This window comes from Cupriavidus sp. NPDC089707, from assembly GCF_044748965.1.
GTDB lineage: Bacteria > Pseudomonadota > Gammaproteobacteria > Burkholderiales > Burkholderiaceae > Cupriavidus.
Genome location: NZ_JBIVHB010000009.1, coordinates 158,970 through 177,386 on the forward strand (window position 1 = coordinate 158,970; position 18,417 = coordinate 177,386).

Below are 18,417 nucleotides of genomic sequence, written 5' to 3' on the forward strand. Positions count from 1 at the left end.
ATGCTGGCCCTAGACGTAGGATTCGTTGATGTAGAACGGGTACACCAGGTTGGCCAGCGCGTTGTTGGCGCGGATGCGGTAGTCGATGCGGATCAGCAGCAGGCTGGGCTGCGCGGGGTCGAAGTCGGCCGTCACGGCCAGGACGTCGATGCGCGCTTCCCACAGCGCCAGCGCCTCGCGCACCGCGTCCACCGCCTCGGTGCGAGTGGTGGGATCGTTGGGCGCGAACAGCAGCTCGTGGATGGCGCAGCCGAACGCGGGCAGCATCACGCGCTCGCCCAGCCGGGTGCCGAGGATCAGGTAGATCGATTCTTCGATGCGCTGCCCGGCGCGCGCCAGCGCCAGCCTGCCGCGCGGCGTGACCGACAGCGGGAAGGCAAGGCCGGTGCCGAGGAAGTCGGGTTTCATGTCAGCCTCCCAGCGCGTCGGCGACCAGTTGCAGCGCCTTGGTCAGATCGTCGAGGGTGGTGACCACGTTCTGCAGGCTCTCGATGTCCTCGGCCGAACCGATGGCGGGCGTCTTGATCGGGGCCACGCCGGCTATGCCCATGAAGGGCTCGGCCAGCGCCAGCAGCACCAGCACCGGGTCGATCGCCGACATCATGTGCTGGGCCGATGCATTGGCATTGGCCTGCGCGCATTCCAGCGCCGCCATCAGCTCGCTGTTGCCCTCGGCCTGCGCCGACGAGATCTGCAGCGCCAGCCCGCCCATCACCGCCAGGATGCTCTTGAGCTGGCCGACGATGCACTTGAGCAGCTTGATGATCAGCAACAGGATGTCGCGCACGAAGGGGATCATCACCGCGGGCGTCGGCACCGCCAGGCAGGGCAGCACGGCCTCGGCCGCCTGCAGGAATTCCGGCACCACCTTGATCAGCGTCGGCGGGTCGGGCGGGCCCAGCGCCTTGACCACGTCGATCAGCGGCTTGATCAGCTTGAGCACCTTCACCAGGCACTCGATGCTCGCCATCACCGGCGCCAGCTGCAGCACCAGCGAGAAGTTCAGCGAGCAGTCGTCCGGAATGCCCTTGGTGATGTCGACAATGCCCTTGAGCGTGCCGCCGGTGGGCAACTGGATCTGCGCGCTGCCAGGCTTGGGCAGCGGGATGCAGATCGGCTTCTGCAGTGCCTTCTGCAGGGAGTCAGGCAGCGGTACCTCGATCGGGACGTCCATGCTTGCCTCGCGGTGTCGTGTGTGCCGGATGTGCCGGATGTGAATGTGCCGCGCTTCAGATCGGCCCGCCGGTGGGCCGCACCAGCCGGTCGTTGATGGTCACGCTGCCGACCGCGTTGAGCGCCAGCGCGCCGCGCGTGTTGATGCTGATGTGCGTGTTGGTCATCACAACAGTATTGCCATGCGCGTCCTCGATGATCAGCGCGCCCTTGTTGCCGGCGGCGGGGGTCGAATCGACCATGCGCAGCGCGTGCCCGTTGCGCGAGCGGATCATGCGCTGGCGCTCGTCGGGCGACGGCGGGCGCTGCCGCGGGTTCCACAGGAAGCCGATCACGTACGGGTGGTCCCACATGCCCTGGTCGAAGGCGAGGATCACTTCGTCATCCACCTCTGGCATGAAGAACGCGCCCCGGTCGCCGCCGGCCATCGGCGCGGCCACCGGCACCCAGCGCTGCTCGGGGCCGGACAGCCACGGGTAGTTGACCTGGATGCGGCCCAGGCGCTCCGGGTCGCGCACGGCGATCACCTTGCCGATGACGATGCCTGCACTGCGTTCGCTGCGGTTCATGGGGTGCCTCCGGGGGCGAGTTGCTGGCCGGTGTCCGGGTCTTCCCGGCGCGCCGTGAATTTGGTGACGTAGCCGCTGGCATTGATCGTGTGCGTGGTCTCGGTGACGAAGTACTCGCCCGACAGCCGCGCGCCGATGCCCTGGATGCTGACGTGCGAGCCGGCCCGCAGCCGCGGCAGGCCGACCACGCTGGCCTGGATCTTGACCAGCTCCTGGGCGTGGCCCGTCAGGATGTCCAGCGCCAGTTGCCGGGCTTCATTGCGGGTCGAGACCGGGCGCGTCACCACGCGCTCCTCGCGCGGGTCGCACTGCCTGACGATCTCCAGCAGGCGCGGGTTGCGCCGCAGGAAGCGCGGGTCTTCCAGGTCCGCGGTTTCCTCGATGGCGCGCTGGCCGGCGCGGTCCCAGCCGCGCACGGTCACCTTCTTGACCTGGTTGGCGGTGGTCAGCGTGGCCTTCAGGTCCATCAGCCCCGCGCCCCAGTCGAGGCGGTATGGGGTCGGGCCGCCTTTGGTGGACGGGCCGAAGTAGAGTCGGTCGCTGCCGTCGGCGGGATCCTGCTCGACCGTCACCACGTAGCCGCGGATGCGCGCGCGCCGCCACAGGAAGTCGATGTCGTACTCGTTCTTCTGCCCGACAAAGACCAGCTGCGGCTCCTGCTCGGGATCGGTGCGGATCGGCATCGGGATACGCCGCGCGTCCTGGCCGCTGTTGCGCCAGTCCGGATCGGTCAGGCCCTCGAAGCTCCTGGCGATGGCGCTGTCGGTGGTGTCGTGCCAGTTGCCGTCGTAGCGCTTGCGGCGCAGCCGGTGCAGCCGGTTCAGGCCGCGCACCGCCAGCGTGTGCGGCCCGCCGGTGGAAAAGGTCGGCTCCATGGTGGTGAAGTTGCCGGTCAGCATCTCCACCATTTCGCTGGCATAGCCCATCCGGATGCGGACCACCTTGGAGCAGGGCTCGAACAGTGTCTCCAGCTCATGCATGGTGGCGTCGGCCGCGCTCTTGCTGTCGTCCGAGCCGATGTACTTGTAGCGGCGCCGCGCCGGGTCCCAGTTGCCGACGGTCAGCTCGAAGCCGTCGATCTGGTCGATGTTGTCGCGGTAGGTGATGTCGACGATGTCGCGCAGCACGCTGTTCTCCGGCCGCACGCCGTCGATGCTCAGCTCGAAGCGCGGCACGCGGAATCCCGCGATGCCGGTGCGGGCCGATTCGCGCGCGAGGGTCAGGTATTCGCTGGCGTCCATGATTCTTCGGCGTCCATGGGGCAGTCCTAGCGGATCGACGGCACCGTCAGCCGCAATCCCGCCGCCAGCCGGCGCGGGTCCTCGATGCCGTTCTCGTCGGCAATGGCGCGCCACTCGCCGGCGCGCTCGTAGTAGTCGCCGGCGACTGCGCTGAGCGTTTCGCCTCGCTGCAGCACGTGGGCGTGGCTGCGGTCGGGCGAGCTCGGGTTCTGCTTGCCGAGCTGCTGCTCGATCGGCCGCCACTCGCGCAGCACCAGGTTGACGGTGGCACGCAGCGGGATGCCTTCCGGGCTGAACAGCGTGAAGCGGCTGCGCACGCTCTCGGCCACGCCGGTGAAGCTGGTGCGCCGCTGGCTGCCGCCCCAGGCCTTGCCGAGCTCGTTGCCCGGGAACTGGTCGTTCCAGATAAAGGTGACGATGGGGGGCGCGTGCAGCGCGGGGATCAGCTTGACCAGCTGGTAGTACTTGTCGGTTTCCCTGGTCACCGACTGTGCGCCGATGCCCATGCCCTTGTCGGTGCTGTCGCAGAACAGCTCCAGCGTCAGCTTCTCGGCGTTGCCGCGCACGAACTGCTGCAGCGGCGCGTCCAGCCCCGGGATGCCGATCTCGGCCAGCTGCACCTGCTTGTCGAACTGCAGCTCGGTCGGGTTGAACTGTACCGGGTAGGTGATGGTGTTGGCGGGCCTGGGCCCGACCTGCACCTTGAACTTGCCCTTGGCCGGAATCGTCATGGCATGGCTCCGTCAGTCACCGCTGGATCCGCCGGATCCGCCGGACCCGCCAGACCCAGTTTCGCCTTCCATCCAGTCCAGGTAGCCGTTGCGGGTGGAGGTCTCGCTGGCCACCTGGCGCTGGTGGGCCAGCATCTGCTGCACCGCCGGCAGCAGCGCCGCGACGATACTGCGCACGGTCTGCTCGGACAAGCCGCCGGCACCGTCGACGATGCGCACGCGGCTGACCACGCTTTCGATGATGACGTCGCTCAAAACAGGCTCCCGATGGCTTCGGCGGCCTCGCCGATGGCGCCGGCCAGCGCGGCCGCGCCGCCCAGCTGGTAGAGGCCTTCGTGGGTGATGGTGACGGCTTCGACCGCCACCGCGCTTTGCTGGGCATTGAGCTGCGGCCCGCTGTACTTGGTCGGCAGGCCACGGCGGAAGCCCCAGACGGTGTGCGGCTTGTGGCGCGCGTCGCAGAGCGTGATCAGCCCGTCCTTGCGCTTGCCGGCACCCGCCGTGAAGGCGTAGAACCAGTCGAACAGCTCGGTGCTCCTGGTCACGCCGTGGCGCAGCACGATCTCGGTATTGCGGATGCGCTTGGGGAACTTGAGCACGGTACCGTTGAGGCCGCCTTCCATGTAGTCGTCGGTATCCATCGTCATCTCCAGCCCGCTGCATTCGCTGAAGCCGGCCACCGGCGCCGGCATCAGCGGCGACAGCGCGATCCGCGTCACGGCCGAGCCGGTGGAGGCGGTCGAGTCGTACAGCGTGACCAGGAAGTTGAAGCCGAGCAGCGGGTCGCGGCGGGTGGCGAGGCTCATGCGAACTCCTTGCGTTCGAACAGCGAGAACACCGGCAGGTTGTCCTGCCTGCCCACGCGCAGCACGATGAACTCGGCCGGCGCCACCGGCGCGATGCCGACCAGCGCGATCAACTGGCCGTGCTCGCGCGCATCGGCGCCGGTGGTGTCTTCATCGCAACGCACGAAGAACGATTCCGCCGCGGTGGCGCCGGCAAAGGCGCCGCGCTGCCAGAACAGCGTCAGGATGGCGATCAGCGTGGTGGCCACGGCGGCGCGCGTGGGCGCGTCGTTGGGCTCGAACACGGCCCAGCGCAGCGCGATGTCGCAGGCGCGCCTGAGCGCGATCAGCATGCGCACGGTGCTGACGTAGCGCCATTCGGGGTCGTCGCTGACGGTGCGCGCGCCCAGCAGCATCGGCACGCGGCCGAATTCGGCGCGCAGCACGTTCATGCCGGCATCGTTGAGCTCGCCGTGCTGGGCATCGCTGACCGCACTGCGCACGTCGACCACGCAGTGCACCGGCACATTGGCCGGCGCGCGCATCACGCCCAGCGTCAGGTCGGTATTGGCGATGGCGCCGGCCACGTGGCCGCAGGCGGGCACGACCCTGACGCCGGCGACACTGCCGGCAACCGGCGGCGCGGCGCCGTCGTTTTCAGCCACCGCCAGCCAGGGCGCGTACAGCGCAGCGGCGCGGGCCGGCTGCTGTTCGACCAGCATGCGGCGCCATTCGACCAGCGCACGGATGCCGCGGCCGCGGCTGGTGGCACGTTCGAACGGCGCGGACAGCACGGCAAAGCGGTCGCCGCGCGCTTCGCAGTCGGCGATCAGCGCGGTCTGCACGCGCAGGATGTCGGCTTCGGCAAAGATCGGCGGCAGCTCGGCGATGGCGCGCGGCTGGTGCACGCGGCGCGGCGGCGCGGGCGGCGGGCAGGGTCGGCAAGGATCGGCGGTGTCAGGCGGCAGCGGCTCGTAGTCGGGGTCCGGCTGCGGCCGGATCAGGATGTCGGGCGCGGCGACCAGCGAGATCTCGTCGATCTCCGCCAGCGCCTGCAGGCCGCGCGCCTTGCGCAGGCGGGCGAAGTCGCTGTCGCGCGGCGAGCGGGGTTCGCCGAGGAAGTCGCTGGCGGCGAGCGCGGCCAGGCCGTCGGCGCCAGGCGCGAGCGGCAGCCGCTGGCCGGATGCTGCAGCCAGGGGCAGTGGCGGCAGCGCGGAGGCAAGGTCAGCGATCTCGACCAGTCCGGGGGGCGCGGGCAGGGCGCCGGGGTTCACCGGCGGCAGGCGCAGCCGCTCGGCTCCGCTGCGGTAGGCTGGCGCCAGCACGGTGCCGAAGTGGCGCGGGTGCTGCGGCGACGGGTGCAGGTCGCGGTATTGCGCGGCAAAGGCGTCGCGCCGCCAGACGTCGAGCGTGTAGGCGACACGCTCGACCGTGAGCGGCTGGGCGGGGTCCAGCGCGCTCCAGGCGAGCTGGTCGGCCCCGCGCTGGCGCGGATCGGGATGGACCCAATAGAGCTTGCCCGCAGCTGCGTCGATATGCACCAGCACGCGATGCGCGCTCGCTGCCGGCTGCGCCAGCCGCACCAGCTCGCCCGGCGCAAAGCCGGCCACGGCCGCCAGCCGGGCGCCGGTGGCGTCGGCCGACAAGGCTTGCTGCGTCAGCGGCCGCTCGCGCCGCCAGGCGACGGCCAGCTCATTGCCCCAGCTGCCCGGCGAGGTGGCGGACAAGCGCCAGCGCGGCACGCCCGTAGTGTCCTCCAGCAGCACGCCGGCGCTGCGTGCGCCGCCACCGGGCGCGGCCTCGTTGTTACCCTCGCCAAACTGCCGCGCCGCCACGCGCACCACCCAGCAGCGCATGCCGCCGTTGTCGAAGAAGCCGCGCACCGCCCACGCCAGGTAGCCGCTGCCAAAGGGCCGCCCGAAATGCGCCTGGAACTGCCGCCACGACTCCACCGCCACCGGCGTGTCGAGCGGGCCGCGCTCGGCCAGCCCGATGAACGCGGCGATGTCGGTGCGCAGCACCACCGGCCCGGCGCCGGCGGCGTCGGTCCGTTCGATGCTGACTGCGGGCATGCCATGGCGCATGGCGGTCTCCTGGCTGGCGCGCCTGCGCTCAGGGCGCGGTGCTGATGATCTCGATGGTCAGGCCCTCGTGGTGCAGCTCCATGCTTTCCACGGCCACCTGGTTGCCGGTGGCGGTCAGGCTCGGGCCTTCGATCTTGTTGATCCAGGCGTTGACGAAGTTCCAGCCCAGCACGTCGCGGTGCGCCTCGTTCATCAGGATCACGCTGCCGTTGCGGCGCTCGTTGGCGCCGTCGGCGATCCGGCGGTACCACTGCCACAGCGTGTCGTCCTGCACGTAGCCGCGCTTGAACATCAGCGGCGTGTACTTGCGCAGGCCCTGCAGCTTGCGCACGTTGTTGGTGGGATCCTTGCCTTCGCGGTAGTCGATCGCGTCGCCGTCGGCGGTCAGGCCGCTGACCTCGCTGAACGAGGCCACGACCAGCCCGTCGAGCTCGACGCGGAAGTTGAAGACCGGGAAGGGGTCGATGCGGATGTCGGTGGCAGCCATGGCCTCGCTCCTCAGCGTTCGCTCATTGTTCCGCGTCGGCCGTCCACAGGCCGATGCGGATGATCACGTATTCGGCCGGCTTGACCGGCGCCACCCCGATCACCACGATCAGGCGCCCGTTGTCGATGTCGTCGCGGGTCATGGTGGTGCGGTCGCACTTGACGAAGAAGCCTTGCTCGGGTGTCGTCCCCTCCAGCGCGCCGTTGCGCCACACCGTGGTCAGGAAATTGGTGATGCTGCGCCGCACGCGCGCCCACAGCTCCTCGGCGTTGGGCTCGAACACCACCCACTGCATGCCGCGGTCGATCGAGTCTTCCAGGAAGATCAGCAGGCGGCGCACGTTCAGGTACTTGAACTCGTTCTCGGAGGTGATGCAGCGCGCGCCCCACACGCGCAGGCCGCGGTTGTTGGGCCGGAAGTCGCGCACCACGTTGATATTGACCGGGTACGGGTTGAGGATGTCCTGCTCGCCCTTGCTGAAGTAGCGCGTCAGCCCGGCGATGCCGCGCACCACTTCATTGGCCGGCGCCTTGTGCACGCCGCGCTCGTTGTCCACGCGGGCAAAGATGCCGAGCATGTGGCCGGACGGGGGGATCGGCACCTGCCGCAGGTTGGCCAGGCTCTGGGGGAACGGGTCGGGAATGGTCAGCCACGGGTGGTAGACCGCGGCATAGCGCGAGTCGTAGCGGCTGCGCAGGTCCTGCACGTCGGCCAGCGTGTCGTTGTCGGGCGGCGGGCCGTCGAGCACGGCGAAGCGGTAGCGCATTGCCTCGCACTGGTCGATCAGTGCCTGCTGCAGCGCCGCGGTGGTCTGGCCGGGAATCGCCACCAGCGAGATGTTCTGCGGGTTCTTCAGCGCCTGCAGGCCGGTGCGCTGGTCGGGTTCGTTGCTGTCGGTGCCGGCGTACATCGGGTCGCCCATCAGCGACACGGCATCGCTGCCGCCGGACAGCGGCAGGCGCGCGGGGCGGGCCAGGCCGGAAGGCAGCACGTCGAGCAAGGCCTCAGGCCCGAGCCGGATCGCGGTGCGGTTGGCCATCACCGGCTCCAGGTCGAGCACGCGGATGTAGTGCGACGCGCCCTCCGAGCGCCGGTCCCAGCGCCGCAGCGGGTTGCCGGCGTCGTCGGCGGGCGCTCCAGGCGTGAAGGTGGCGCCGATCACGCGCTCGAAATAGCGGCTGTGGCGCGGGTCCATCGACAGCTGGCGGAAGCTCTCCTGGTCCAGCAGGTTGTCGTTGCGCGTGGGCACGGCCGGGTCGGGGCGCTGGCGCAGCAGCACCGTCAGGCTCCACTCGCGCGAGCGCACGCGCGCACTGAGGCCGGCCATCAGCGCATTGTTGACCGCGTTCATGTGCACCGCCTGCAGCCCCGGCGGGTCCAGCAGCACCAGCCGGCTGGCGCGGTCGACCGCGCGCGCCTTCAGCAGCGGGGCGCCGGCCACCGCCGTGCCGTCGGGTTCGAGCAGCTCCAGGATGGTGCCGGGCTCGATGCCGGTCAGCGTGGCCAGCTGCAGCGACGAGAACATGCCCGGCCCCGGCGGCGGGTTGGCGGCCAGCACACTGGCATTGGTCGCCAGGCTGCTGGCTTCGTCGGCGGCGGCGATCATCAGGCGGTCGCCCCAGCCGCCGGCGTCGAGCGCCTGCACGGTGAACAGCTGGTTGCGCTCGGCGATCACCGCGCCCGCGGCGTGGCTGAAGCCGAGGCGGTCGTCCAGCTCGATCTCCAGCGGGCTGGCATTGGCCGCGGCGCCGCCGAGGCGGTGGAAGTAAGCGATGCCGTCCGCGGTGGTGAAGCGGACCACCTCCGGCAGCACCGCGCCATAGGTGGTGCCGTCGCCGACCAGCAATTGCTCGCTGCCGGCGGCGGGCGACAGCACCAGCGTGGCCGGCTGGCGCGTGGTGTCGACCGCCACGTCCTGGCGCGCGACCTCCGCGCCGCTGGCATGGCCTGCGCTGAGCGGATGCGCGAGCTGGACCACGCCGGCGTCGGGCGAGACGCCGCGCTCGCCCAGCACGCGCGCGATGGTCACGTATTCCTCGTCCGGCGACGCGCCGATGCGCAGCACGTCGCCGGCATCGAGGCCGAGGCGGTTGTCCAGTGCCAGCGTCGCCGCGCCGGCGCCGGTTGCCTGGGTGGTGTGGCGCAGCGCGAAGCTGGCAGTGCTGCCCGCCGCCGGGGCCGCGGGCAGCGGCGCCTGCAGCGCGACCGCGCCCACCGTGGTGTTGACGGCGCTGATGGTGCCGGTATCGGCGCCGATGGTGATGGACATGCCGGGCGCCAGGCCGTCGACATCGTCCAGCGGGATCACATCGGGGCGCAGCAGCGCCTGCGCCGTATTGGCATTGCCGCCGACTGTGACCGCGGTGCCGGGGGCCGGGGCGGCCGCCAGCGCGGTGGCCAGCACCACCGCGCGCAGGTCAGGCAGCACGGTGGCGACCAGCGCGGTATCGCCGGCATTGTCGAAAGTCATGCCGGTCTCGACGCCATTGACGCTGTCGAGCGGCACCACGCGTTCGGTCGGATAGGCCACCACGTTAGCCGCCACGGCGCCCACCTGCACCGCGTCGGCGGCGGCCAGCGCCGGGCCCGGCAGCGGCGCGGCCAGGCGCACCAGGCCAAGGGCCGGGTTGACCGCCGCCACCACCTGGTTGTTGGCGCCGAAGGTGAAGGTCATGCCGGCGCTCATGCCGGCCACGGTATCGAGCGGCACCACCACATTGGTCGGCAGGTCCACGACCGTGCGCGCGTCGTCGGCCAGCGTGACCAGCTGGCCGACGGTGCCGGCCGGGTAAGGCGCGTAGGCGGGCACGTCCAGCGGCAGCTGCGCCAGCGTGCCGACGCGCTGCACTTCTTCCTGCGCGCTGCCGACGCCGACCACCACCAGGTTGCCCGCGGTGCTGAAGCCGGGCCCGAACAGGAGCAGGTCGCCGGCGCTGGCCGCCACCTCCAGGTTGACGTTGGCGCCGGCCGGGATGTCGAGGCCGTCGACCTGCGCGCCGCGCGCATGCGGCAGCCGCAGCGGGGTCTCCAGCAGCACGCGCGCCTCGGTGGCGCCCAGCCCGACCACCGCGGCGGCAAACACGTACTCGGCGCCGTCGACCTGCAGCAGCTGGTGCGTCAGCGGCAGCAGGTTGGTGATCAGCGCCGCGGTGCCGCTGAGCACCAGTTCGGTGGTGCCGGCGCGGGCATCGTCGCGCAGCGTGAAGGGGCTGAGCGTGGCCGCGACGGTGACGGCGATATCGCGTGCCGGTGCGCCGGCCGCATGCGAGAAATACAGCGGCAGCGTCAGCGAGGTGTGGCCTGGCGCGGCGCCCAGTGCCTGCACCTGGCGGTAGTCGGCGCGGCTGCCGTCGCCCACGCGCACCCAGTCGCCGACCCCGAAGTTGCCGGGATCAAGCACATACAGCCGCGGTAGGTTGATGGCCGTGCCGGTGTCCTGCAGCGCCGGGCGCAGCAGCACGCTGCCGCCCATGGCCGCATTGGCCAGGTCGAGGTGGAACATGTCGCGCCGCGAGCGCTCGGCCTGCTCCGGCAGCACGCGCGTGACGTAGGTGCGCTTGCCGCCGTTGAGGAAGAAGCCTTCGACCGCATGCGGCAGGTAGCTGTGGACCCGCCCGCCCGGCCCGGTGAACTCGTCCGGGGGCAGCATGCCGCCGAACAGCCGCTGGAACTCGCCGAAGCTGGTGACCAGTTGCGGCAAGTCCAGCGGGCCGCGCTCGGTCACGCCGACCAGCCCGGTGGTGCTGGTGCTGACCCCCTCGATCGGCTTGTTGCTCGCCTGGGTTTCCTCGACATAGACGCCGGGTGCGAGATATTCGGGCATTTTGGTTCCCCTATGCGGTTGCGGGACGTGCGGTTGCGGGACGGAACAGGGGCGCGCAGTTCATTCGCGTCATTCGAAAGCCACCGGCAGGACCTGCTCGGCCAGCCCGTAGTCGGGCTCGATGGTCAGCAGCAGCGGTTGCGGCGGCGCGGGGTGGGTGGCGCGCAGCCGGAACAGGGCCACCCGCGCGATCCGCGGCAGGCGGAAATAGCCGTCGGCATCGGCGGTTGTGGCGTAGTGGTCGATGCGCTGGTATTCGGGCGGGTTGACGCCGTCGTCCACCTGCACCAGCGACAGCGCGGCCCACGGCGCGGCAGCGGCGAGGAAGGCGCAGGCGTCGCCGGCGTGTGCTGCGCGCGACAGGTTGCGCGGGTCGTGCGTGGCGGGGATGCTGGCCGGCACCACCAGCGCCTGCCGCCGGTGCAGGTGCCGGAGCGGGTGGTCGAGCTCGATCCATGCCGGCTGGTCGGCGGACAGGCTGGTATCGACGGACTGGATGCCGATCACCTCGCTGCGCGAGGCGTCGGCAGCGTCGATCCGCAGCGGCATGCCGGCGGCCAGCGTGTCGCGGTTGTCGAGCCGTAGCCGGCGCGTGCCGGGCGCCGCCGGCAGCAGCAGGCGCTTGGCCTGCGGCAGGTCGTCGACCACATCGCAGCGCGACAGCGTGGCCGCGGCATGGCTGCGATAGAAGCCGGGCGCCAGCGCCACCACGTCGGCCGGCGCCATCACCGCGGCGGGCATCACGTTGGGCGGCGGAAAGGTCGGCCAGAGGCCATCGATCTCGACCGTGGCACCGGCCAGCGGCAGGTTCTCCGGCGTGCCGCGCTGCACGACGCGGCCCTTGAACGCCACGCCGGCGCGGTGCAGGAACACGTCGCCGTGGTCCAGCGCGGTGAAATCCTCGGGAAAGCCGGCAAACGGGCCGAGCATGCCGTCGAGGTCGAGCGGCAGGTAGCCGCGCGCGGCCACATGCATCGGCACTGCCGCGGCGGTCAGCGCGAGCCCGGGGAACAGGCTCGCGGGCCGGCCGGCCAGCCCGGCCACGCCGTCGCGCCCGATGCGCGGAGCTACGTGCAGGGCCAGGCGCAGGTCGGGGGTCTCGACGACGTCAGCGACGATGGGCCGCAACGTGATCTCGTCCACCAGCCGCGCCTGCACCAGCGCGCGCAGGCGCACGCCCGGGGCCTGCAGCGGGTCCGGGCACAGGTGCCAGGTGGCGGCGCCGGCGTGTTCCGGGCGGCAGTCCATCACGCCGGCTCCCGCAGGCTGGCGATGCCATACTCGGACAGCACCGAGTCCACTGGCGTGACCTGCTCCGGATCGTGGCCCGACGCGATCGGCACGATGCTCATCTCGAACGACACGCACAGCTGGTAGGGCTTGTCGAGCGCGTCCCAGACCCGCGTGATCTCTTCCAGCGAGAGCGGCTCCAGCCGCAGGAAGAACTCCAGCCCGGAGCCCGCCAGCGTGCCGGCCAGGCGCGCGCCGCCGAGGCTGGGGTCGTCGTGGAACAGCTGCAGGATCTTGCCGAGGATCAGGTGCTCCAGGTCGGTCGCGTCCTCGCGCTCGTCGGCGACCTGGGGCGTGACCAGGAAATGCAGGCGCAGCGGCAGCGGGCGGCGTTCGATGCGGTCGGCGGCGCTGCGGCGCGGCGGGCGGTTGAGCGTGAATTCCTCGCGCTGGACCAGGTAGAGCCACAGCGACAGGCCTTCGCGGTCGCGGTCTTCCAGCTCTTGCGGCGTGTCCAGCGAGACGATCATGGTGCCGATCGCATCCGGCATCGGGTCGGCCGGATCGAAGTACGGCGACAGGTCCGGGTCGTCGCGCACAGCCTGCTCGATATGGCGGCGCAGGCTCTGGCAGGCATCGCGTATCGCTGTCTTCATCGCTCAGTTCTCGTTCCGCTGCCCGCTGTCATGGTCCGGTCCGGCGGCGCTGTACAGGCATTCACCCGACGGCAGGCGCCTGGCCTGCAGCACGCCGTCCCGCACCAGTGCCTCCAGGGCCCGCAGCACCACCGCGGGGTCGGCCTGTGACCCTGCCGGCAGCCACCAGCGGGTGATGCCGATGCAGGTGTCGGCCGCCCTTGAGTTGCGGCGCACATACCCGGTGACCTGCGTCGCGACGGCGGCGGCGTGGGGGTCAAGGCCTGAAACCGAGGTGTCGACCATATCGGGAGCCGTCGCGGGTAGGGCTGGGTTCCCCCGCTGGTTGCGCAACAACCGGGCCAGGGCGGCCAAGCCTTGTGGCAGGCGGCGGCGCGCTGTGAGCAGGCAAGGGGGTGGGGCGCAATGGCCCCGGTGCCGTCAATGGAAGACGAGGGAAATCAGGGGCTTGCGCGTTCGCGCTGGATGGGGCGCGCCGGTCCCGGGTGCGGCGGCGTTGCCCCAGGGGAGCGGGGGGCTAGCGCGCGAGCTGCAGCGTCAGGATGCCTGCCAGGACCAGCGCGGTGGCGGCCAGGCGGCGCCGGTCGAACGGCTCGCGCAGCAGGAAGTGGCCGAGCAGCGCGGCAAAGATCACGCTGGACTCGCGCAGCGCCGCCAGCTTGGCCACCGGCGCCAGCGTCATCGCCCACAGCATCAGCGCATATGACCCGACGCGGTTGATGCCGCCGATCCACGCGCGCTTCCATTCGGTGCGCAGCAGCGTCAGCAGCGCCGTGCCGCGGCGACTGAAGGCATAGCCGGGCATGAATACGTGCGACATCGCCTGCAGCCAGACGATGTAGGTGAAGACCTCGCCGTAGCGCTTGACCGCGGTGCCGTCGATCACGGTGCCGCCGGCCAGGCAGGCGCCTGCCAGCAAGGCAAAGGCGAGCAGGTCGGGGGACTGCTGCCGCCAGCGCACCAGGCTGGCCAGGCCGCAGCAGATCAGGGCGATGCCGGCATAGCCGCCCGGGCCGAGCCGCTCGCTGCCGGCGAGCAACAGCAGTATCGCCACCATCATCGGCGCCGAGCCGCGCATCAGCGGGTAGGCCTGGCTGAAGTCGCCGCGATTGTAGGCGGCGACCAGCGACAGCTTGTAGACGACTTCCAGTGCCACCGTGGCGAGCAGGAAGGGCCAGACCTCGGGCGCGGGCAGGGGTACGAAAAACAGGAAGGGGATCGCCACCAGCAGGCAGAAGGTGTCGATCAGCGCCATCGACGACAGGCGGTCGCCGCCGATCTTGACGATGGCATTCCAGGAGGCGTGCATCAGCGCGGACAGCATCACGGCGGCGAAGGCTAGGCCGTGGAAGTCGGAGGGGAGGGGCATGGGGGGTGGGGATATGACCGTCGCGTTTCTCGAACCCGCTTGTTTTCTCCCCTCTCCCGCTTGCGGGAGAGGGGAGCCTTCTGCAAGAGCCGGTAGCCAATCGTGACTACGCCGCCTCCGCCAGCGGCGCCTGCATCTTTATCCCCATCTCCCGCAGCACCTCGCCAACCGCCGTCACCACATTGCGCATTTCGTTATCGTCAATCGCCCCAATGCACCCCACGCGGAACGTCTCCACCTGCGTCAGCTTGCCCGGATACAGGATGTACCCCCGCTCGCGCACCTTGCCATAGAACGTCTGGAAGTCGTAGCGCGCATCCGCCGGCGCATGGAAGGTGATGATGATCGGCGCCTGCACCGCTGCCGGCAGGAATGGCCGGAAGCCGAGTTCGCCCATGCCCTGGATCAACGCATCGCAATTCTTGCGATAGCGCGCGCCGCGCACCGGCTGTCCGCCTTCTTCCAGGAACTGGTCCAGCGCCGCGCGGAACGCCGCCACCACATGCGTGGGCGGCGTGAAGCGCCACTGCGTGGTCTTCTGCATATAGACATACTGGTCGTACAGATCCAGCGCCAGCGAATGGCTGTTGCCCTGGCTGGCCTCCAGCACGTCCTTGCGCACCAGCACGAAACCCATGCCCGGCACGCCCTCGATGCACTTGCCGGTGGCAGCCACCAGCGCATCGAACGGCATGGTGCGCGCATCGATCTCGATCGCACCAAACGAACTCATCGCATCGACGATCAGTCCCTTGCCCAGCCGCTGGCACAGCGCGGCGATCTCCGGCAGCGGGTTCAGCACGCCGGCACCGGTCTCGCAATGCACCTGCGCCACGTGCGTGATCGACGGGTCGCGCGCCAGCGCCTGCTCGATCAGCGCGGCCGTGGCCGGCTGGTCTTCGGGGATCGGCAGCTCAACGCAGGCGCGGCCCAGCACCTTGCAGATCTTCAGGATGCGCTGGCAGTATGCGCCGTTCTGCGGCACCAGTACCTTGCCGTCGCGGGGCACCACGTTGGCGATGGCCGCTTCCACCGAGAAGGTGCCGCTGCCCTGCATCGGCACACACACATGGGTGCCTTCGCCGTGGACGATGCGCACGAGGTCATCGCACAGGCTGCGCGTGATGGCGTTGAAGGATGCATCCCACGACCCCCAGTCGCGCAGCATGGCCTGCTTGGTCGCGAGCGAGGTGGTCAGGGGGCCGGGGGTCAGAAGGATCGGGTCGTTGCCGCGAATCATGGTGAGCTCCTCGTTGGGAAGGCGATCGGGAAGGAGATTGCGTATTGGGGGGATTTCAGTCGCTTGCCTGGCCCTGGCGCCATGCCTGGGTTTTGCGGTCGAGCACGCGCTGCAGCAGGTAATAGAGCAGGCACGCCAGCGCGGAGGTCACCACCACCAGCGTGGCCATGGCCGCCGCCGGGCCGATGTCGCCAGACTCGTCCAGGTTGACGATCTCGACCGAGGCCAGCTTGGTGTCGGCGCCGTAGAGGAATACCACCGCCGACACCGTGGTCATGGCGTTGATGAACAGGTAGCGCGAGATCTCCAGGATGGCGGGCAGGCAGGCCGGCACAGTGACCTTGAAGAAGGTCTTGTAGAAGGGCACCTTCAGTGACGCGGACACGGCCTCGAACTCGCTGTCGAGTTGCTTGAGCGCGGTCACCGCGGTCAGGTGGCACGACGCGTAGTAATGCACGATCGTCACCAGCACCAGGATGCCCAGCGTCTGGTACAGGCCGTGCAGCGGATTGGCCTGCGGCACGAAGAAGAAGATGTAGCCCAGACCCAGCACCAGCCCCGGCACGCCCATCGGCAGCACTGCCATCAACCGCACAAAGCCGCGCAGCCAGTCCAGCCCGCGCGTCTTCTCCAGCAGGTAGGCGGTGGCAAAGATAAACACCGGGCCGATCACCGCGGCCAGCGCGGCCATGCGCAGGCTGTTCAGGTAGGAATCGACCACGCCGCCCTCGACCAGCCCGACACGGTAGTGGTTCAGCGACAGCGAAAAGTTGTATGGCCACAGCTTGACGAAGGACGCATAGATCGCCATGCCCATCACCGCCACCATCAGCGCCGCCATCAGCCAGCAGAACACCGCCATGGCCAGGTCGAAGCGGGGGCTGCGGCGCGGCACGTAGGGCACCGAGCGCGCCGACATCAGCGCCATCTGGCGCTTCTGCACGCGCGCGTCGACGCAGTAGGTGACCGCCACCGGCACCAGCAGCATCAGCGACACCACCGCGCCCTGCGAGAAGTCCTGCATGCCGATCACCAGCTTGTAGATGTCGGTGGCCAGCATGTGGAAGTTGCCGCCGATCACCTTGGGAATGCCGAAGTCGGAGATCGCATAGGTGAACACCACCATCGCCGCACTGACCAGGCCATAGCGCGCCCCCGGCACGGTGATGGTGAAGAACTTGCGGGTGGTGGAGGTGCCCAGCGCATCGGCCGCCTCGTACAGCCGCGCATCGGTCAGCGACAGCGCCGTGACCAGGATCATCAGCGCATGCGGGAAGGTGGCGAACACCAGCGAGGCGACGATTCCCAGCGGCCCGTAGATCTGCGCGCCGCCCATCCACGGCTTGAACAACCCCTGGTTGCCGAACCAGAAGATAAAGGAAATGGCTGCCAGCAGCGACGGCGCCAGCAACGGGACCAGCGCCAGGTTGCGCAGCAGCCCCTTGCAGGCGATGCGGCTGCGCGTCAGCGCGTAGGCAAAGGTAAAGGCCAGCGGCACGGTGATGCAGGTGGCCAGCGCGGAGACCCACAGGCTGTTCCATACCGAGCGCAGCAGCGCCGGCGATTCAAAGTACGCGCGGAAGTGCGCAATGCCGGCCAGCGTGCCGTCGCGGTTCTGCACGCTCTTGGCCAGGATCATCACGATCGGGGCCAGCACGAAGCAGATCAGGGCGACCGCGGCCAGTGCCAGCAGCAAGTGCGCGAGCCGGTCGGTCCAGTGCGCGCGCACCGAGGTGGCAACGAACGCGGGTGGCGCCGGCAGGGAAGGCTTCGCGCCGGAATCGGGGATCCCGGCCGGCACGGCGCCCGGGGCGGTATCGGTAGCCGGCGCATTGGCCGGCGCCGTCGAGAGGCTCAGGCGCATGCGTGGCGGAAGATACGGAGGCGGTCAGCGGGAATGGCCAGGCGCAGGCGGTCGCCGGTGTGCGGGCGCAGCTCGTGCAGGTCATTGAGCGAGAGGTCGGCGCACAGTGTGCCCGACGCGGTATCGGGCAGCCGCAGCGTCAGGCGCGAGAACGCGCCCAGGAACTCGATCTTGTCCACGGTGGCTTCCAGCACATTGGGCCCGTGCTGCTCGATGCCGCGCACGCAGACGTCTTCCGGCCGGAAGAACACCTGCACCGCTTCCTCCGCGCTGCAGCCGGCCGGTGCATTGCAGTGCATGCGCACGCCGCCCAGATGCAGCGAGCCGTCGCTGCCCACGCGCGCGCCCAGCATATTGGTCTTGCCGACGAAGTCCGCGGCGAACGGCGTGGACGGACGCTGGTAGACCTGCGCCGGCGTGCCTACCTGCTCGATCACGCCCTGGTTCATGACCACGATGCGGTCGGCCATCGACAGTGCTTCTTCCTGGTCGTGCGTGACCAGGATGGTGGTGATGTTGAGGCGCTGCTGCAGTGCGCGGATCTCGCCGCGCAGCCGCACGCGCACGCGTGCGTCGAGTGCGGACAGGGGTTCGTCCAGCAACAGCAGGCCGGGCGAAGTCGCCAGCGCTCGCGCGATCGCGACGCGCTGCTGCTGGCCGCCGGAGAGCTGCGCGGGGTACTGGTTGCCGCGGTCGGGCAGGCCCACCAGCGTCAGCAGTTCATCCACGCGCGCGCGGCGCTGGTCGCGCGGCATGCGCCGGTTGACCAGGCCGTAGGCGACGTTGTCCGCCACCGTCAGGTTGGGGAACAAGGCATAGGACTGGAACACGATGCCGTAGTCGCGCTCCATCGGCGGCAGCGTGGAGATATCGCGCCCGCCCTGGTGGATGGTGCCGGCGTTCTGCGACTCCAGCCCGGCGATGATGCGCAGCAGCGTGGTCTTGCCGCAGCCCGACGGTCCCAGGAAACACAGCAGCTCGCCCTGGCGTACGTCGAGATCGATGTGGTGCAGCGCGACGAACGGGCTTGCGCCGCCGCCGAAGCGCTTGTGGATGCCTTTCAGGCTGAGGTAGGTCTCGGCCGTGGAAGTGGGGGATGGCATGGCGTGGGGTCCTCGGCGATGTTGTCGTGGTGGTGGTCCGGCGCTTTGCGCGCCGGGCCAAG

The 18,417-nt window shown here is 70.0% G+C and carries 17 protein-coding genes; all 17 read right to left on the minus strand.

Annotated elements, in window-relative coordinates; translation table 11 throughout:
• Window positions 1-9 precede the first annotated feature (9 nt).
• The 17 genes from ACIP1U_RS16895 to ACIP1U_RS16975 all read right to left on the minus strand — a co-directional run bounded on the left by ACIP1U_RS16895 (window position 10) and on the right by ACIP1U_RS16975 (window position 18,355).
• Window positions 10-408: a GPW/gp25 family protein gene (locus ACIP1U_RS16895; RefSeq protein ID WP_400316852.1), complete on the minus strand. Its 399-nt coding sequence runs from the start codon at window positions 406-408 to the stop codon at window positions 10-12.
• A 1-nt stretch (window position 409) separates the two neighbouring features.
• Window positions 410-1,174, minus strand: a complete 765-nt coding sequence (locus ACIP1U_RS16900) for a hypothetical protein (protein WP_400316853.1) — start codon at window positions 1,172-1,174, stop codon at window positions 410-412.
• A 55-nt stretch (window positions 1,175-1,229) separates the two neighbouring features.
• Window positions 1,230-1,742, minus strand: coding sequence for a phage baseplate assembly protein V (locus tag ACIP1U_RS16905; protein WP_209774813.1), 513 nt, complete (start codon window positions 1,740-1,742; stop codon window positions 1,230-1,232).
• Window positions 1,739-2,983, minus strand: coding sequence for a phage late control D family protein (locus tag ACIP1U_RS16910; RefSeq protein ID WP_400316855.1), 1,245 nt, complete (start codon window positions 2,981-2,983; stop codon window positions 1,739-1,741). The genes ACIP1U_RS16905 and ACIP1U_RS16910 overlap by 4 nt, the downstream gene beginning before the upstream one ends.
• Before the next feature lie 26 nt (window positions 2,984-3,009).
• Window positions 3,010-3,714 carry a peptidoglycan-binding protein gene (locus ACIP1U_RS16915; RefSeq protein WP_400316857.1) on the minus strand — a complete coding sequence of 235 codons (705 nt, stop codon included), beginning with the start codon at window positions 3,712-3,714 and terminating at the stop codon, window positions 3,010-3,012.
• Between the two features lie 12 nt (window positions 3,715-3,726).
• Window positions 3,727-3,969 (minus strand): hypothetical protein, encoded by a 243-nt coding sequence (locus ACIP1U_RS16920; protein WP_400316859.1) that lies wholly within the window; start codon window positions 3,967-3,969, stop codon window positions 3,727-3,729.
• Window positions 3,966-4,520 carry a phage tail protein gene (locus tag ACIP1U_RS16925; protein WP_400316861.1) on the minus strand — a complete coding sequence of 185 codons (555 nt, stop codon included), beginning with the start codon at window positions 4,518-4,520 and terminating at the stop codon, window positions 3,966-3,968. Before ACIP1U_RS16925 ends, ACIP1U_RS16920 begins: the two co-directional genes overlap by 4 nt.
• Window positions 4,517-6,583: a phage tail sheath family protein gene (locus ACIP1U_RS16930; protein WP_400316863.1), complete on the minus strand. Its 2,067-nt coding sequence runs from the start codon at window positions 6,581-6,583 to the stop codon at window positions 4,517-4,519. Before ACIP1U_RS16930 ends, ACIP1U_RS16925 begins: the two co-directional genes overlap by 4 nt.
• A gap of 28 nt (window positions 6,584-6,611) precedes the next feature.
• Window positions 6,612-7,070 (minus strand): phage tail protein, encoded by a 459-nt coding sequence (locus tag ACIP1U_RS16935; protein WP_029044858.1) that lies wholly within the window; start codon window positions 7,068-7,070, stop codon window positions 6,612-6,614.
• 22 nt (window positions 7,071-7,092) lie between these two features.
• Entirely contained in the window at window positions 7,093-10,893 is a 3,801-nt protein-coding gene (locus ACIP1U_RS16940; RefSeq protein ID WP_400316865.1) for a phage tail sheath C-terminal domain-containing protein, read from the minus strand.
• A gap of 69 nt (window positions 10,894-10,962) precedes the next feature.
• Window positions 10,963-12,141, minus strand: coding sequence for a hypothetical protein (locus ACIP1U_RS16945; protein ID WP_400316867.1), 1,179 nt, complete (start codon window positions 12,139-12,141; stop codon window positions 10,963-10,965).
• Window positions 12,141-12,779 carry a DUF4255 domain-containing protein gene (locus tag ACIP1U_RS16950; protein WP_400316869.1) on the minus strand — a complete coding sequence of 213 codons (639 nt, stop codon included), beginning with the start codon at window positions 12,777-12,779 and terminating at the stop codon, window positions 12,141-12,143. The genes ACIP1U_RS16945 and ACIP1U_RS16950 overlap by 1 nt, the downstream gene beginning before the upstream one ends.
• Window positions 12,780-12,782: 3 nt before the next feature.
• A complete protein-coding gene (locus ACIP1U_RS16955; protein ID WP_400316871.1) occupies window positions 12,783-13,064 on the minus strand; it encodes a hypothetical protein in 282 nt (93 codons plus the stop codon).
• Window positions 13,065-13,296: 232 nt separating this feature from the next.
• Entirely contained in the window at window positions 13,297-14,148 is an 852-nt protein-coding gene (locus tag ACIP1U_RS16960; RefSeq protein WP_400316873.1) for an EamA family transporter, read from the minus strand.
• Window positions 14,149-14,254: 106 nt separating this feature from the next.
• Entirely contained in the window at window positions 14,255-15,388 is a 1,134-nt protein-coding gene (locus ACIP1U_RS16965; RefSeq protein WP_400316875.1) for a 2-aminoethylphosphonate--pyruvate transaminase, read from the minus strand.
• A 55-nt stretch (window positions 15,389-15,443) separates the two neighbouring features.
• Window positions 15,444-17,252 carry a putative 2-aminoethylphosphonate ABC transporter permease subunit gene (locus ACIP1U_RS16970; RefSeq protein ID WP_400316877.1) on the minus strand — a complete coding sequence of 603 codons (1,809 nt, stop codon included), beginning with the start codon at window positions 17,250-17,252 and terminating at the stop codon, window positions 15,444-15,446.
• On the minus strand, window positions 17,243-18,355 hold the full coding sequence (locus tag ACIP1U_RS16975; protein ID WP_400316879.1) for a putative 2-aminoethylphosphonate ABC transporter ATP-binding protein: 1,113 nt from the start codon (window positions 18,353-18,355) through the stop codon (window positions 17,243-17,245). Before ACIP1U_RS16975 ends, ACIP1U_RS16970 begins: the two co-directional genes overlap by 10 nt.
• Between the last annotated feature and the right edge of the window lie 62 nt (window positions 18,356-18,417).